Source organism: Brucella sp. IR073, from assembly GCF_049065735.1.
Lineage (GTDB): Bacteria > Pseudomonadota > Alphaproteobacteria > Rhizobiales > Rhizobiaceae > Paramesorhizobium.
The window spans coordinates 311,020-324,608 of sequence record NZ_JBAKHD010000001.1 but is presented as its reverse complement, the minus strand read 5'-3'; the positions used below and the strand labels follow the sequence as shown (position 1 = coordinate 324,608).

The window sequence follows — 13,589 nt, the reverse complement described above, 5'->3', positions numbered from 1 at the left end:
GCATTGCCAAGGAAACCATCCTTATTATATGATGCGTGATGTTTGATGCGAGACGAATAATGCGCACGACACTGACGATTGACGACGACGTGCTTGTGGCCGCAAAGGCCATGGCTGACCAGCAGAATAAAAGCGTGGGCGAGGTCATTTCCGATCTCGCGCGCCGTTCGCTGCGCCGCGCGCCGGTGCGTGGTGAACGCAATGGCATACCCCTGTTGACGCCGCGGCCCGACGCACCGCCAGTCACGCTGGAAATTGTCAACGCCTTGCGCGACGAACTGCCGTGACCTTCCTGCTCGACGTCAATGTTCTGATCGCGTTGATCGACCCGGGCCATGTGGCACATGATGATGCGCATCGCTGGTTCGCAAATATTGGTCACGTCTCCTGGGCAACCTGCCCGATAACAGAAAATGGCGTCATCAGGATCGTCGGGAATCCCAAATACCCTAATACGCCCGGAACGCCGGCAGATGTCGCAGCAATCATTGCAAAGCTGCGTACACTTCCGGGGCACGTATTCTGGGCCGACGATCTGAGCCTCGTCGATTCAAACCATGTCGATCCGTCCCGCATTCTGACCCCAGCGCAAATAACAGATACCTACCTGCTTGCGCTGGCCGCGGCACATAACGGACAGCTTGCGACTTTCGATCGCAAACTGTCATCTGGTGCAGTGAAACAGGGAAAAACGGCACTACATCTAATTGGCAGTGCCGGGCGAGCCTAATTCAGCCCCAGCGTCCCGCGCAGCGTCGAGAGGTCTTCGGCCAGGGTCGTGACCGGACCGGCCAGTGCCTTGCGGTCGTCGTCGGTGAGCTTGTCATAGGTCTCGAAGCCGTCGGCGGTCTTGTATTTCGCCAGAATGCCGTCGACGGTGGCGAAGTTGGCTTCTACTTTCTTGACGAGATCGGGGTTTTCCTTCTCGACCAGCGGCTTCACCAGCTTGACGATCTCCTGCGCGCCATCGACATTGGCCTGGAAATCCCAGAGGTCGGTGTGGCTGTAGCGGTCCTCCTCGCCGGAGATCTTGCTGGCCGCCACTTCTTCCATCAGCGCCGCCGCGCCGCCCACGACCTTTTCCGGCGGAACGGTCAAGTCTTTCACCCGCTTCTGCAATTCCAGCACATCGGCATAAAGCTGGTCGGCGATGGGGGCGAGGCCTTCGGTGGAATTCTGGGCGAAGAGGCCGTATTCCAGGCGATGGAAGCCGGTGAATTCGTCTGACTGCTCCCCCGCCTCGTGATCGTCGGCGCGGGAATCGATGGCGGCGTCGAGATCGGAGAACAGCTCGGCAATCGGCTCGATCTTCTCATAGGGTATGCGCGAGGGGGCATAGAGCGCCTTGGCCTTTTCCAGATCGCCCGCCTTGATGGCGTCGGTGAAGGCTTTCGTGTCCTTTACCAGCTGGCCCAGGTTCTGCTGGACGTAGGTTTTATAGTCCGCGATGGGCTGGACGAGATCGAGCGGCGAGATTTCCGCACGGGCGGGGGTGAGAGCGGTGGTGAGGGCCAAAGCTGCAACCGAGGTAAGCAAACGTATTTTCATCAGATATCCTCTCCTTGAGTGTACTTAAAAAAGCTGGCGGATCGGCTCGCGCCCCTCCTTCCCCCTTGCGGGGAAGGTGTCTGCGGAGCAGACGGATGGGGGTGGTGACGTATACGCCACTGTCTCCAGCAACAGCGCCAAGCGTCACCACCCCCATCCGCCCGCTAACGCGGGCACCTTCCCCGCAAGGGGGAAGGAGGGCGCTTACGTTCACGCCGTCGCCTCCAGCAGCGACCGTCCCAGATAATCCTTCTCATCGCGCACACCGGGCAGAGCGAAGAAAAAGCCGCCGCCGATCGGCTTGATGTATTCCTCCAGCGGCTCGCCATCGAGGCGTTTCTGCACTGTGATAAAGCCCTTTTCCAGATCGGCCTGGAAGGCGATGAAGAGGAGGCCCATCTCGAGCTGGCCGGATTTGCTGATGCCGTTGGAATAGTTGAACGGGCGGCGCAGGATCAGGTGCTGCGCCGCATTGGCGTCGCGCGGATTGGCCAGGCGGATGTGTGAGTCGAGCGGCGTCACCTTACCCTCGGGGTCGGCGGCATAGTTGGGCACGTCCGCTTCCGTCTTGCCATCGAAGGGCGCGCCGCTGTTCTTGCGCCGTCCGAAGATCGCCTCCTGCTCCTGAAGAGGCGTGCGGTCCCAGCGCTCGACGAAATTCCTGATGATGCGCACCACCTGATAGGTGCCACCCGCAGCCCATTGCGGCTCGCCGCTGTCTTTCTGCACCCAGACGATCTTGTTCATCAGCGCTTCGTCGCCGGAGTCCGGATTGGCGGAGCCGTCGCGGAAGCCGAGGAAATTGCGCGCGCTCTCGTTCGCCCGCGCCGGCGGCTGCGCCGGCACGCTGCCCTCCTGCTTCCAGCGCAGCACGAGAAGGCTCGGCGTGTTCTTCACGATGTCGCGCAGCGCGTGGATATTGGTATCGGGCGTGTTGGAGCAGAACTGGATCAGCATATCGCCATGGCAAAGGTTCTTGTCCAGCGCATCGTTGGGGAACTTCGTCATGCGGGTCAGATGCTTGGGCTTTGCCGGTTTCAGGCCGAAACGGTCATCGAACATTGACGAGCCCAGCGCGACCGTCACCGTCAGATTGTCGGGCATGATATCCGGCCCGAGAATGCCGGAATCGGGCGGCGGGAATTTCGGGTCGAGCTCGGGCACCTTGCCGCCCTGCATGAGGAAGGAGATGCGCTCCGTCAGCGTGCGCATGAGCTTTTCCAGTTCGCCCCGGTCGCGCGCGAGCACGTCGAAGGCGGCGACCATGCCGGCTGCCGGGCGCGGCGTGACAATGCCGGGCTGATGCGGCCCGAAATAAGGCTGACGCTCGCCAATCTTGTCACTTTCCGGCGCGTTGGTAACGCTGTCATTGGGCAACACTGTGGCGCCTGCCCCTTGCGGCATGAGGCCGGCGATGGCGCCTACGCCCGCGCCGAGGAGAAGCTTGCGCCGCGCCGGAGAGGCGGGCGCGTTCTTTTCGTCTGAATGTATCTCGTCCATCAGTTCAACCCTAAAGCGTCGCGGAGCCTGCCGAGATCGGCGGCCAGTTGCGCGGCCTGCTCTTTCACTTGCACCTTGCCGGCATCGTCAAGCTTGTCGAAGGCGATGAAGCCGTCCCCCTGTCTGAAGGCATCCATCGTCGCACCAAGCTGCGTGAAATCCTTGTCGACCGCATTGACCTGCGTCGCGTCGGCCTTGACAGCCACCGGCCGGAAGAGATCGACGATCTTGCGCACGCCTTCGAGATTGGCGGCGAAGGAGGCAAGGTCGGTATGGGCGTAGCGGTCCTGCTCCTGCCCCGGCGTCTCGCCGGCGAAGCGGTCCAGGAGCGCAGCCGAGCCGCCCAGCATCTTCTGCGGCAGGATGCGCATGGCGTGGACGCGGCCTTGCAGGGTAGCGACATCGGCGACGAGCTTGTCCGTCACCGGGGCGAGCCCTTCGGTGCTTCCTTGCGCGAAAAGGCCGTATTCGATGCGGTGGAGCCCGCCGAAAGCCGGGTCGGCTTCGCGCTTTTCAAAATAATCGGCGCGGGCGTCGATGGCGGTGTCGAGGTCGGCGAAGACCTCCGAAACCGGCGCGATGCGGGCATAGGCCTCGCGCGCAGGCTCGTAAAGCTCTTTCGCCGCGTCGAGATTGCCCGCCTTGACGGCATTGGCCAGATCGCTCACCGCCTTGGCCAGCGCATCGGTTTGCGCGGCCAGATAGAGCTTATATTCGGCCAGAGCGCCGATGAAGGCGGTCAGTTGCGGGCGGGCGCTGTCCGCGGAAGCGCTGGCGGAGGGCGTGACGGTGAGCTTGCCGCGTGGGTTGCTGAGAAGGCCGCAGGTCATCTGATATTCGCCGGGCTCAAGGCGGGCGGTGAGACGCTGGCTGAAGCCGGGCGCGATGTTCTCGCGCTCCTCCACCACCATGACGCCGTCGAGAATTTCCCATTCCACCGCGCGCTGCGAGCGGTTGACGATCTCGAATGTGGCACGGCCCGCCGGCACGGTCAGCTCGTTCGGGTCGCAGGCCTTGTCGGTGATGGTGACGGCTGCCGCCTCGCCCCCGGCGGCCCGCCGCGCCTCGTTCGCCTTCTTCGAGGCATAATAGAAGGCGACGCCGGCGCCGACGAAGAGCACGATGGCAAGCCCCAGCCCGGCGCGGATGACGAGGCGCGGCATGGAGTCGATGGTCTTGTTATCAGGCATTTCCCAACCCGTTTTACGAATGGTGCCCGGCGCTTGCCGCCTTCGGCGCGCCTAACGCAGGCGGGGCCAGGAAAAGCAAAAGCGCGGGGAGGAGGAAGGCGATATAGGCCGCAAGCTCGCTGACGGTCGGCGTGTCGATATAGCCGAACATGCCTGACAACAGCGAGCCCAGCGGGCTGTCGAGGGGCAGCGCGCCGCTCATATCGAAAACCACCTGTTGCAGATGGTTCCAAAGCCCCGCTTCATGCAGCGCCTTGACCGAATTGGCGAGAATGCCGGCGGCGACGAAGAGGATGAAGATTCCGGTCCAGCGGAAGAAACGGCGCAGATTGAGCCTAAGCCCGCCAATATAGATGCCATAGCCGATGGCGATGGCGACGAGGATGCCGAGAAGCGCGCCCAGGGGACCCGACATGCCGTCGCTCTGCTGGAAGGCGGCGAGGAGGAAGAACACCGATTCCAGCCCTTCCCGAGCCACGGCGAAGAACACCATGGCGATAAGCCCCAGCCCCTTGTTGGTGGAGGTCTCAAGCGCCGCGTCGATGGAATGGTGCAGTTCGGCCTTGATGGAGCGCGCGGCCTTGCGCATCCAGAACACCATGGAGGTCAACACGAAAACGGCGATGAAGCCGATCACTGCCTCGAAAAGCTCCTGCGCCTTCTGCGGGAATTCGGCGCTGGCAAATTGCAGCCCCGCGCCCACGGCGAGCGACAGGGCCAGCGCGAGGAGGATACCGATCCAGACCACCGGCATCCACGCGCCCCGTCCTGTCTGCCGGAGATAACTGGCGATGATGCCCACGATCAGCGCCGCCTCCACGCCCTCACGCAGCATGATGAGAAAAGGTACGAGCATATCCGCCACCCGGCAAAAGCCTTCGTATTTTCGTCACCTTTTATCCGGGCTAAGGCAGCAGGGCAATAAGGCAGTAGGTAAGTATGTTTATGTAGGGCATCTTTCACAGACCGCCCTACTGCCCTCATTTTCATCGCGCTGCACAAAATTTTTTGCCTGAGGGCTTGAAGATGACAAAAGCCTTCTCCATATCAGCGTCACTTGCAGGCGCGTCTCCTCCCATTGCGCGCGGCAAGTGTTCCCCTCTGGAGGTTTTGCCCGAATGGGCACCTTCAAAACTTGAAGCCGGGCTTTCGCAAGTCCGGCTCTTTTTTTGGCTGGGGACGTTCATGTTTTGATGGGATCGCTTGGGCTCCATTTGGCACCGTAGCTCCGACGGAGCGGGCGAGGCATGGATTCCTGTGACAAGCACAGGAATGACGGGGTGGAAATGCTTCTGCGCCACCGACAACCGTTCCCAGCAAGCGGAAAGAGCCGAGGTTAGCTGCCAACAGTAAACCTGCCGTCATTCCTGTGCTTGTCACAGGAATCCATGCCTCGCCCTTTCCATTTAGAACAACGGCGCTGGAGGGGACCCTTTACGGTCCCACCAAAACTGTTGCTGATCTCAAATTCCGTGAGAATGACCGAGGCGCGTCCATATTGCGCCGCAATATGCGATGCAAGGGGAGGATGATGACGAAAAAATGTCAGAAATCAAAGGCCTCAGAGCATTTCTTGCAAGGCAGCCATGCAAAATCGCCTCTGCACATTTTTGCGACGCGAGGCTATATGTGGCTCACATAAAAACGAACGAACGAAGTCTAGGTGAGAGAAATGAACCTGATCCGCTCCTACAACAACTGGCGCCGTTACCGCGCGACCGTAAATGAACTGAGCCGCCTTTCGACCCGCGAACTGAACGATCTCGGCATCCTTCCCGCCGAAATCCCCTACGTCGCCCGCAAGGCCGTCGCTCGCTAAGTTTAGCCGCATGGCTCGTCCCATGCGCAGAGAATTATAGAGATATCGCCGGGGTCACCTCCTCCTCCCAGACCCCCGCGATAAAAGGCCGGCACCTCCTCCTCCCAAGCCGGCCTTTACAAATAGCACCCGCCGCACCTCCTCCCGCGGCGGGTGTTGTTTTTTTGGGACACTATCCCCTTGCCAGAGCCGGATCGCCGACGATCGGCGTGAAGCCGCCATAGATCATGCGCCTGGCGTCAAAGGGCGCGCTGCCGTCAGGCATCCTCATGCGCGGGTCTTCCATCACTTTCCGGTTTCCCTCGTCGCGCGCCTCGCGCGAAGGCCAGACGATCCAGGAGAAGCACACCACTTCATCCGGCTCGCACTTCACCGCCATGGGAAACGAGGTAACCTCGCCCTCAGGCACATCGTCGCCCCAGCACTCGACAACGCTCAACGCGCCGTGATCCCTGAAGACCACCGCCGCATCCTCTGCCAGCTTCCGAAACGCTTCGCGGTTGGCCTTCGGCACAGCCAGGACAAAGCCATCGACATAGGACATTAGATTTTCCTCCTCCAGAATGGAAACACGCAATATTGCATCGCGTGTTGGAGACAATCAAGCGAATGGCCCTTTAAATGGCCTCGTGAAGAGGAACGCATAGCGCCGACAACGCCTCCGTCCCCTTTAATTCGATAGCCCGCAAAAGACGCTTATCAGCTGATACGAAACGCAATTTTCGCTGCAAGGCAACCGCCAGATACATGCAGTCATAAGCAGGGTGCCCCAACTCAATGGCCAGCCTTGTGGCAGGCTCCAGAAGATTTCGCGTGGGCACCAGTTCAATTTCCGCCCGCCGGAGGATATCGGCGGAACCAATAGCTTCTTGTGTGCTTATTTCCCGCCGCTGCGCCTTTTTCCATAGGATGTTTGCGCACTCGGCCATCAAAAGATCGGGCGCAATGAATCGTTTTCCTCGCTGCAGAGCTAAAGCGGCGACGGAGTCATCTTCCTCAACAACCCATTTTACCACCACGCTGGCATCAATGACCAACGTTTCCATCAGCGCTCGTCACGCCCTTCGCGTTGAAGAACTTCGGATGGCGTATGCTTGCGCCCGCTCGTCAGCCTCCGCATCTCGGCGGCCAGTTCATCGAATGAAGGCTCCGCTTCTGCTTCCAGTGCCTGACGAAGAATCTCGCGGTGCTCCGCTTCAGCCGACCGGCCATGGCGCGCCGCGCGGAGTTTGAGTTTCATGATCAACTCATCGTCCAGATTTCGAACGTGCAAATTGCCGGCCATGTTTCCACCTATGGAGCGTCGTTCCCAATTCTAGCAAAAAGTTGAATTGGATCAACGGAATTACCACTTGCGATGTATCTGAACCATTCAACATCTGACGCGTTGAATGGCGAACCTAGATAGTTTCGGAGGTATGCCATGCCCGCGAAATCGAAAAGCCAGCAGGAGGCGGCCGGGGCCGCGCTTGCCGCAAAGCGTGATGAAAAGAAGGTAAGCGAGCTCAAAGGCGCTTCGAAATCGATGTATGAATCGATGACCGAAAAGGAACTCGAGGAGTTTGCATCGACCAAGCGCAAGGGCCTGCCGGAGCATGTGAGCAAGGATTAAACCTGCTTACTTCTGCCCTCCATACCCCGCGCGAACAATCCCGTGCCGCTGGAGCTTGTCGTAATAGGTCTTGCGCGGGATGCCCAAAGCCTCGATCGTCGCCTTGACATCTCCGCCATTGGCCGCGAGGGCCTCGCGGATGAGTTCGGCCTCATAGCGCTCGACGCGCTCGGGGAGCGATAGTTTAGCCTCCTCGCCGGAAGGCGTACCGGTGATTGCCGGTTCGGTCAGGCCCAATGCGAAGCGCTCGGTGAAATGGGCGAGTTCGCGCACATTACCGGGCCAATCATGGGCGAGGAGATGGCGGCGGACGTGGTCGGGCACGGGCGGCGGGTCGGTGTGGAAGCGCTGGGCGGCGCGGCCGAGGAAATGCGCGAAGAGCAGCGGGATGTCCTCTTTCCGCTCGCGCAAAGGCGGGATCGAGACCGTCACCACATTCAGGCGATAGAACAGATCCTCGCGAAAATCGCCGCGCGCGGCGGGATCGCCGAGGTCGATCTTCGATGCGGCGACGACGCGCAGGTCCAGCGGGCGCACGTCATTGCTGCCAAGCGGGGTGATCTCGCGCTTTTCCAGGACGCGCAGCAGCTTTACCTGCGCGGCGGGTGGCATGCTTTCGATTTCGTCGAGAAACAGGGTGCCGCCGCTCGAATGCTCGATGCTGCCGACGCGCTTCTTCTGCGCGCCGGTGAACGCGCCCGGCTCGTGGCCGAAAAGCTCGCTCTCGATCATCGTCTCGGGCAGCGCGCCGCAATTCAATGCCACGAACCGGCCCTGGCTGCGGCGGCTCCAGCGGTGAAGAAGCTCGGCGACCACCTCCTTGCCGCTGCCCGTTTCGCCCGCGACCAGCACATCCACATCGGCATCGGCGATCTGACGGAGCGTGCGGCGCAAGCGCTCCATGGACGGCGTCTGGCCGATCAGCGGCAATTCTTCCTGCGCCGTTTCCGCCACGCGGCGTAACGCGCGGTTCTCGAGCACCAGCCGGCGTTTTTCGATGGCGCGGCGCACGCTCTGCACCAGCCGCTCCGCCGGATAGGGCTTGGCGATGAAATCATATGCCCCTTCCTGCATCGCCTCGACAGCCATGGCGATATCGCCGTGGCCGGTGATGAGGATGACGGGCAGATCGGCGTCGCGTCCCTTCAGTTCTCGGAAAAGCTGGAACCCGTCAATGCGCGGCATGCGGATGTCGGTGACGACGATGCCTTCGAAATCCGCATCGATCCCGGCGAGGGCCGCCTTCGCGCCGTCGAAGGACAGCACTTCGAAGCCCGCGAGGTCCAGCGTCTGGGCGTTGGCGCGGCGCACGGTCTCGTCATCATCGACGAAGGCAATTTTCGGACGCATTTCGTGGTTGGTCATAGCACGCTCTTCAGGTGAATGATGAAACGGGTGCCCTGCCCCGGCTCGCTGTCGACTTCGAGGCGACCGCCGAACTCGGTTACGATGTCGTTGCAGATGACATGGCCGAGACCCAGCCCGCCCTTCTTGGTGGTGGCGAAAGGCGTGAACAGGCGCTCCATGATTTCAGGCGGGATGCCGGGGCCATTGTCGGCGACGATGAGGCGCGTCTCGTCGCCCTGCCGCTCCCATGAAAGCTCGACGCGTCCGTCCGCCTGTCCTTCCATGGCTTCCATCGCGTTTTGCATCAGATTGACCAGCACCTGCTCCAGCCGTACGCGGTTGCCCATGACGCGGATGTCTGGCGGGGGGATATCGCAGACGAATTCCACGCCCTGCTGGCGTAAGCGATTATTGAGAAGCAGGAACGCGCCATCCATCGCCTCGGCGACGCTGGTCGGCTGCACCCCGCCCGTGCCCTTGCGCGAGAAGGTCCTGAGGCCGTCGGCGATGGTGCCGATGCGCTCGGTCAGGGCGGCGATGGTGGAGAGGTTGCCGGTGACCGCCGCCGCGTCGTTCCGCGCCAGAAAGGTGCGGGCATTGTCGGCATAGCTGCGAATGGCTGCGACGGGCTGGTTGATCTCATGGGTGATGCCCGCCGCCACCTGCCCCAGAATGGCGAGGCGGTTGGCCTGCGCCAATTCCTCGCGCACTTCCTGCAGGCGCAGCACGGTCTTCTGTCGCTCCTCCACCTCGCGCTCCAGCCGCCTGTTGGCGGCGCTAAGCTCGGATGTGCGCTCGCTGACGCGGGTTTCCAGCTCCTCGCGGGCAAGCCGGGCCTGCGCGGCGCGGCGCTGGATGCGCTGGCGGCGGTGCAGAAGCCAGCCCGTCAGCGCAAGGATCGGGGCGAGGCCCAGAATGGCGAGCGAGCGGGCCTCGCGCATGCTCAAGGCAACCTCCGCACTGGCGGGAGCGAGCATGTGCAGCGTCCAGTTCGTGGTCGGCACCGGCACGCTGACGCGGACGAAGCGCGCCGGGGGCGTATCCGGCAGGGCGGCGCGCACGATGTCCGGCCCCCCACCCGTCGCGAAATGCGGCGTGACGGGGAGGACAGTCAGCGGCGCATCGCCGAATTGCAGCGTATCGCGCAGCGCCGTCTGGTCCTTGGGCGGAATGTCCGTGAGCGTGCGGAAGCGCCAGCGCGGAATGCTCGTCACCAGCACCACACCATGCTCGTCGGTGACATAGGAAGCCTCGGCGCTGCCACGCCAGTCGCTTTCCACCTGGTCGAACACCAGCTTGACGACGATGACGCCCAGCAGGCCATCCGGCCCCTCGACCCGCCGGGAGATATAAAGGCCGGGGCGCAAGCTGGCGGTGCCGAGCGCATAATATTCCGCCCTGCCCGATTTCACCGCCTCGCGGTAATAGGGCCGGAAGGCGTAATCATTGCCGACAAAGCTGGTGGGCGAGCGCCAATTGCTGGCCGCGACGGCGAGGCCGTTCCTGTTCAGGATGTAGATGACCGACGCGCCGGTCTCGTCCACCAGTCCCTCCAGCTTCCGGTCGAGCGCCTGGAACCCAGCCTTGTCATTCGAGGCGAGTGCGGTGCGGATATCCCGATCCTGCGCCAGCACGAAGGGAACCGAGCGCTGCTTTTCCAGCACGGTGCGCAGCACGACGGCATTGAGCGAGGCAGTGCCGCGGGTGCGGCTGTCGAGCGCCAGATAAGCCTGCGTCCGGCCATAATCGCCGGCAAGCCACAGCGTCGCGATTACCGCGGCGGTGGCGAGGAGCGCGAAGATGCTCCATTCGATGGCGGGGCGGCGAACATTCATCTTCGAGCCGCACCGCTGCTCTCACCCCCCTCTGCCCTGCCGGGCATCTCCCCCTCAAGGGGGGAGATTGGCTGATACGACCCTCCACCTACATTCTGCGATGTATGTGATTGATGCCACACGTCGATGAAGGCGTAATCTCCCCCCTTGAGGGGGAGATGTCCGGCAGGACAGAGGGGGGTGACTGGGCGCAAACGGGCGTAATTCATAATCCGTGACAAGTGCAGAATCCCGGACAAAACACAAGAACACTCGTGCGGATTATCGCACAAACTTACGAGACCTCGCTCGCACTCTCGATATTTCCCTCAATGAAATCAGTCATTTACACTTATGGCCAAACTTTGGCACAGCAATTGCATTCATGGGAACCATCCAAGCGGGCGCTTCAACCGAGCGTCCGCCTGTTTCATGACCCTGAGAATAATCGGCGGAGGAGCTGTCGAGGAGACCGGGGTTTGCGCAATGGAGGAACCATGAGCCCCACACATATCGGCGCGGAGAAGCCCCGCGCGAAAACGCCTTTTTACCGCCATCTCTATGTTCAGGTGCTGGTGGCGATTGCCGCCGGCATTGCGCTTGGCCATTATTACCCCGATCTCGGCGCGAGCCTGAAGCCGCTTGGCGATGCGTTCATCAAGCTGGTCAAGATGATCATCGCGCCCGTCATTTTCCTGACCGTCGCCACCGGCATCGCCGGCATGTCTGATCTTGCCAAGGTCGGTCGCGTCGCGGGCAAGGCGATGATCTACTTCCTTACCTTCTCCACGCTGGCGCTGATCGTCGGCCTCGTGGTGGCGAATGTCGTCCATCCCGGCAGCGGCATGCATATCGACCCCGCCTCGCTCGATACCAAGGCGGTGGCGAACTACGCCGAAAAGGCGCATGAGCAGACGATCACCGGCTTCCTCACCAACATCATCCCGACCACCATTGTCGGCGCCTTCGCCTCGGGCGATATTCTGCAGGTGCTGTTCTTCTCGGTCCTGTTCGGCATCGCGCTCGGCATGGCCGGCGAGAAGGGTGCGCCGGTGCTGAACTTCCTGCAGGCGCTTTCGCTGCCGATCTTCAAGCTGGTGGCGATCCTGATGAAGGCGGCCCCCATCGGCGCTTTCGGCGCGATGGCCTTCACCATCGGCAAATATGGCATCGAATCCGTCGCCAACCTGGCGTTTCTGGTGGCGACCTTCTACCTGACCTCGATCCTGTTCGTGCTCGTCGTGCTCGGCGCGGTGGCGCGCTATAATGGCTTCTCCATCCTGGCGCTCATTCGCTACATCAAGGAAGAGTTGCTGCTGGTCCTCGGCACCAGCTCGTCGGAAGCCGCCCTCCCCTCGCTGATGGAGAAGATGGAAAAGGCCGGGTGCAAGAAGTCGGTCGTCGGCCTCGTCGTCCCCACCGGCTATTCATTCAACCTCGACGGCACCAACATCTATATGACGCTGGCGGCGCTTTTCATTGCGCAGGCGATGGATATTCCCCTCTCCCTCGGCGACCAGATTCTGCTGCTGCTGGTGGCGATGCTGAGCTCGAAGGGCGCGGCGGGCATCACCGGCGCGGGCTTCATCACGCTTGCCGCCACGCTCTCGGTCGTCCCCGCCGTTCCGGTCGCAGGCATGGCGCTGATCCTCGGCATCGACCGCTTCATGTCGGAGTGCCGCGCGCTGACCAACCTCGTCGGCAATGCGGTCGCCACCATCGTCGTGGCGCGCTGGGAAAAGGAACTCGACACCGAGAAGCTCGCCGCCGCCATGAGCGGGCAGCCGCTTCCGAGCCCGGCGCTGCAGCCGGCGGAATAACCCGCCTCATCATCACGAAATAAGCCGGGCGCGCCGCGAGGTGCGTCCGGCTTTTTATTTAATCGATGCAAATATACAACAGTATATACCTTGCCTATAGATAATTCATATACCAATATGCTTTAGGTTTAATTTAACAAGAATCAACCCGGATCGAAAAAGACATGGCAATACTAGCCCGCTCTCCACAAGAAAAAATCGTGACTTTCGGATTGACCGTGCTGGCGCTCATGGCCGCGGCCGGAACGGCGCTGGTCCTGACCGGCACCAAGCCCGCGCCCGCGCAGGCCGAGAGCGCCACCCCGACCGCGCTTTCCGAGACGTTCGGCGACTGGATGGTCAATTGCCAGCCGGCCCCTGACGGCAAGACGCGCAGTTGCCAGATGCAACAGCAGCAGGTCGACAGCAAAACCGGGCAGATGGTGCTGATGATCGCGCTGGGTGCGCCCGATGCCAAGACCGGCATCGCCAACTCCACGCTGGTGCTGCCCTTCGGGCTCGATTTCTCCAGAGGCGTGCAGGTGAAGGTCGACGATACGGACCTCGCCCGCGCCGGTATCAGCACCTGCCTGCCGCAAGGCTGCATCGCCCCGCTTTCGCTTGATGGCAAGGCGCTGGCCGCGCTGGCAAAGGGCAAGCAAGCGGTCATCGGCATGACCGCGTTCAACGGCGGCAAGGATGTGACCGGCAATATTTCGCTGAAGGGTTTCTCAGCTGCCTCGTCACGGTTGGCGGCGCTGAATGCTTCGTAGTGAATGGTGAAATGGTGAATGGAAATTCCAACCATTCACCATTCACTATTTTTACTATTCACTTCTTCGCCTGATCGTCCATCAGCTCATACCACATGGCGTTGAGCACGGCGAAAGCCGCCGCCAGGGGCAATCCGAGAAGCCAGGAAAAATACCACATAGTTGGTCTCCTTGATTTGTCATCAAG

General features: G+C 61.6%; 16 protein-coding genes. 6 read left to right on the top strand and 10 right to left on the bottom strand.

Annotated features, from left to right (window positions below):
* Positions 1-59: 59 nt before the first annotated feature.
* Both ACOWVG_RS01570 and ACOWVG_RS01565 read left to right on the top strand, forming a co-directional pair.
* Positions 60-287: a CopG family transcriptional regulator gene (locus ACOWVG_RS01570; protein ID WP_420959704.1), complete on the top strand. Its 228-nt coding sequence runs from the start codon at positions 60-62 to the stop codon at positions 285-287.
* Positions 284-730 (top strand): TA system VapC family ribonuclease toxin, encoded by a 447-nt coding sequence (locus tag ACOWVG_RS01565; RefSeq protein WP_420959703.1) that lies wholly within the window; start codon positions 284-286, stop codon positions 728-730. The genes ACOWVG_RS01570 and ACOWVG_RS01565 overlap by 4 nt, the downstream gene beginning before the upstream one ends.
* Here the strand turns inward: ACOWVG_RS01565 and efeO (ACOWVG_RS01560) are convergent.
* The 4 genes from efeO (ACOWVG_RS01560) to efeU form a co-directional block, all read right to left on the bottom strand.
* Positions 727-1,548: an iron uptake system protein EfeO gene (efeO, locus tag ACOWVG_RS01560; RefSeq protein ID WP_420959702.1), complete on the bottom strand. Its 822-nt coding sequence runs from the start codon at positions 1,546-1,548 to the stop codon at positions 727-729. The genes ACOWVG_RS01565 and efeO (ACOWVG_RS01560) overlap by 4 nt on opposite strands.
* Before the next feature lie 210 nt (positions 1,549-1,758).
* Positions 1,759-3,048, bottom strand: coding sequence for an iron uptake transporter deferrochelatase/peroxidase subunit (gene efeB, locus ACOWVG_RS01555; protein WP_420959701.1), 1,290 nt, complete (start codon positions 3,046-3,048; stop codon positions 1,759-1,761).
* Complete coding sequence (gene efeO, locus ACOWVG_RS01550; RefSeq protein ID WP_420959700.1) at positions 3,048-4,238, bottom strand: iron uptake system protein EfeO; 1,191 nt, start codon at positions 4,236-4,238, stop codon at positions 3,048-3,050. The genes efeB and efeO (ACOWVG_RS01550) overlap by 1 nt, the downstream gene beginning before the upstream one ends.
* A 13-nt stretch (positions 4,239-4,251) precedes the next feature.
* Complete coding sequence (efeU, locus tag ACOWVG_RS01545; RefSeq protein WP_420959699.1) at positions 4,252-5,094, bottom strand: iron uptake transporter permease EfeU; 843 nt, start codon at positions 5,092-5,094, stop codon at positions 4,252-4,254.
* Between the two features lie 816 nt (positions 5,095-5,910).
* On the opposite strand from efeU, the gene ACOWVG_RS01540 reads away from it, so the two are divergent.
* A complete protein-coding gene (locus ACOWVG_RS01540) occupies positions 5,911-6,057 on the top strand; it encodes a DUF1127 domain-containing protein (RefSeq protein WP_188820319.1) in 147 nt (48 codons plus the stop codon).
* 172 nt (positions 6,058-6,229) lie between these two features.
* Here the strand turns inward: ACOWVG_RS01540 and ACOWVG_RS01535 are convergent, their stop codons facing one another.
* From ACOWVG_RS01535 to ACOWVG_RS01525, 3 genes are all read right to left on the bottom strand, one after another.
* Positions 6,230-6,601 (bottom strand): DUF1428 domain-containing protein, encoded by a 372-nt coding sequence (locus ACOWVG_RS01535; RefSeq protein ID WP_420959698.1) that lies wholly within the window; start codon positions 6,599-6,601, stop codon positions 6,230-6,232.
* Positions 6,602-6,674: 73 nt separating this feature from the next.
* On the bottom strand, positions 6,675-7,103 hold the full coding sequence (locus ACOWVG_RS01530; protein WP_420959696.1) for a type II toxin-antitoxin system VapC family toxin: 429 nt from the start codon (positions 7,101-7,103) through the stop codon (positions 6,675-6,677).
* The gene (locus ACOWVG_RS01525) at positions 7,103-7,342 is read right to left on the bottom strand and encodes a FitA-like ribbon-helix-helix domain-containing protein (RefSeq protein ID WP_420959695.1); all 240 of its coding nucleotides are present in this window, start codon (positions 7,340-7,342) and stop codon (positions 7,103-7,105) included. Before ACOWVG_RS01525 ends, ACOWVG_RS01530 begins: the two co-directional genes overlap by 1 nt.
* 138 nt (positions 7,343-7,480) lie before the next feature.
* Between ACOWVG_RS01525 and ACOWVG_RS01520 the strand changes: the two genes are divergently transcribed.
* On the top strand, positions 7,481-7,669 hold the full coding sequence (locus tag ACOWVG_RS01520) for a DUF3008 family protein (RefSeq protein WP_420959694.1): 189 nt from the start codon (positions 7,481-7,483) through the stop codon (positions 7,667-7,669).
* 6 nt (positions 7,670-7,675) lie between these two features.
* Here the strand turns inward: ACOWVG_RS01520 and ACOWVG_RS01515 are convergent, their stop codons facing one another.
* Both ACOWVG_RS01515 and ACOWVG_RS01510 read right to left on the bottom strand, forming a co-directional pair.
* Positions 7,676-9,034 carry a sigma-54-dependent transcriptional regulator gene (locus ACOWVG_RS01515; protein WP_420959693.1) on the bottom strand — a complete coding sequence of 453 codons (1,359 nt, stop codon included), beginning with the start codon at positions 9,032-9,034 and terminating at the stop codon, positions 7,676-7,678.
* Positions 9,031-10,851, bottom strand: coding sequence for a sensor histidine kinase (locus ACOWVG_RS01510; RefSeq protein ID WP_420959691.1), 1,821 nt, complete (start codon positions 10,849-10,851; stop codon positions 9,031-9,033). Before ACOWVG_RS01510 ends, ACOWVG_RS01515 begins: the two co-directional genes overlap by 4 nt.
* A gap of 476 nt (positions 10,852-11,327) precedes the next feature.
* Here ACOWVG_RS01510 and ACOWVG_RS01505 point away from each other — a divergent pair, with 476 nt between their 5' ends.
* Together ACOWVG_RS01505 and ACOWVG_RS01500 are read left to right on the top strand one after the other, a co-directional pair.
* The gene (locus ACOWVG_RS01505) at positions 11,328-12,650 is read left to right on the top strand and encodes a dicarboxylate/amino acid:cation symporter (RefSeq protein WP_420959690.1); all 1,323 of its coding nucleotides are present in this window, start codon (positions 11,328-11,330) and stop codon (positions 12,648-12,650) included.
* Between the two features lie 200 nt (positions 12,651-12,850).
* Positions 12,851-13,402, top strand: coding sequence for an invasion associated locus B family protein (locus tag ACOWVG_RS01500; protein WP_420959689.1), 552 nt, complete (start codon positions 12,851-12,853; stop codon positions 13,400-13,402).
* Positions 13,403-13,460: 58 nt separating this feature from the next.
* Here the strand turns inward: ACOWVG_RS01500 and cydX are convergent, their stop codons facing one another.
* Positions 13,461-13,562, bottom strand: coding sequence for a cytochrome bd-I oxidase subunit CydX (cydX, locus tag ACOWVG_RS01495; protein WP_420959687.1), 102 nt, complete (start codon positions 13,560-13,562; stop codon positions 13,461-13,463).
* Positions 13,563-13,589: the final 27 nt, after the last annotated feature.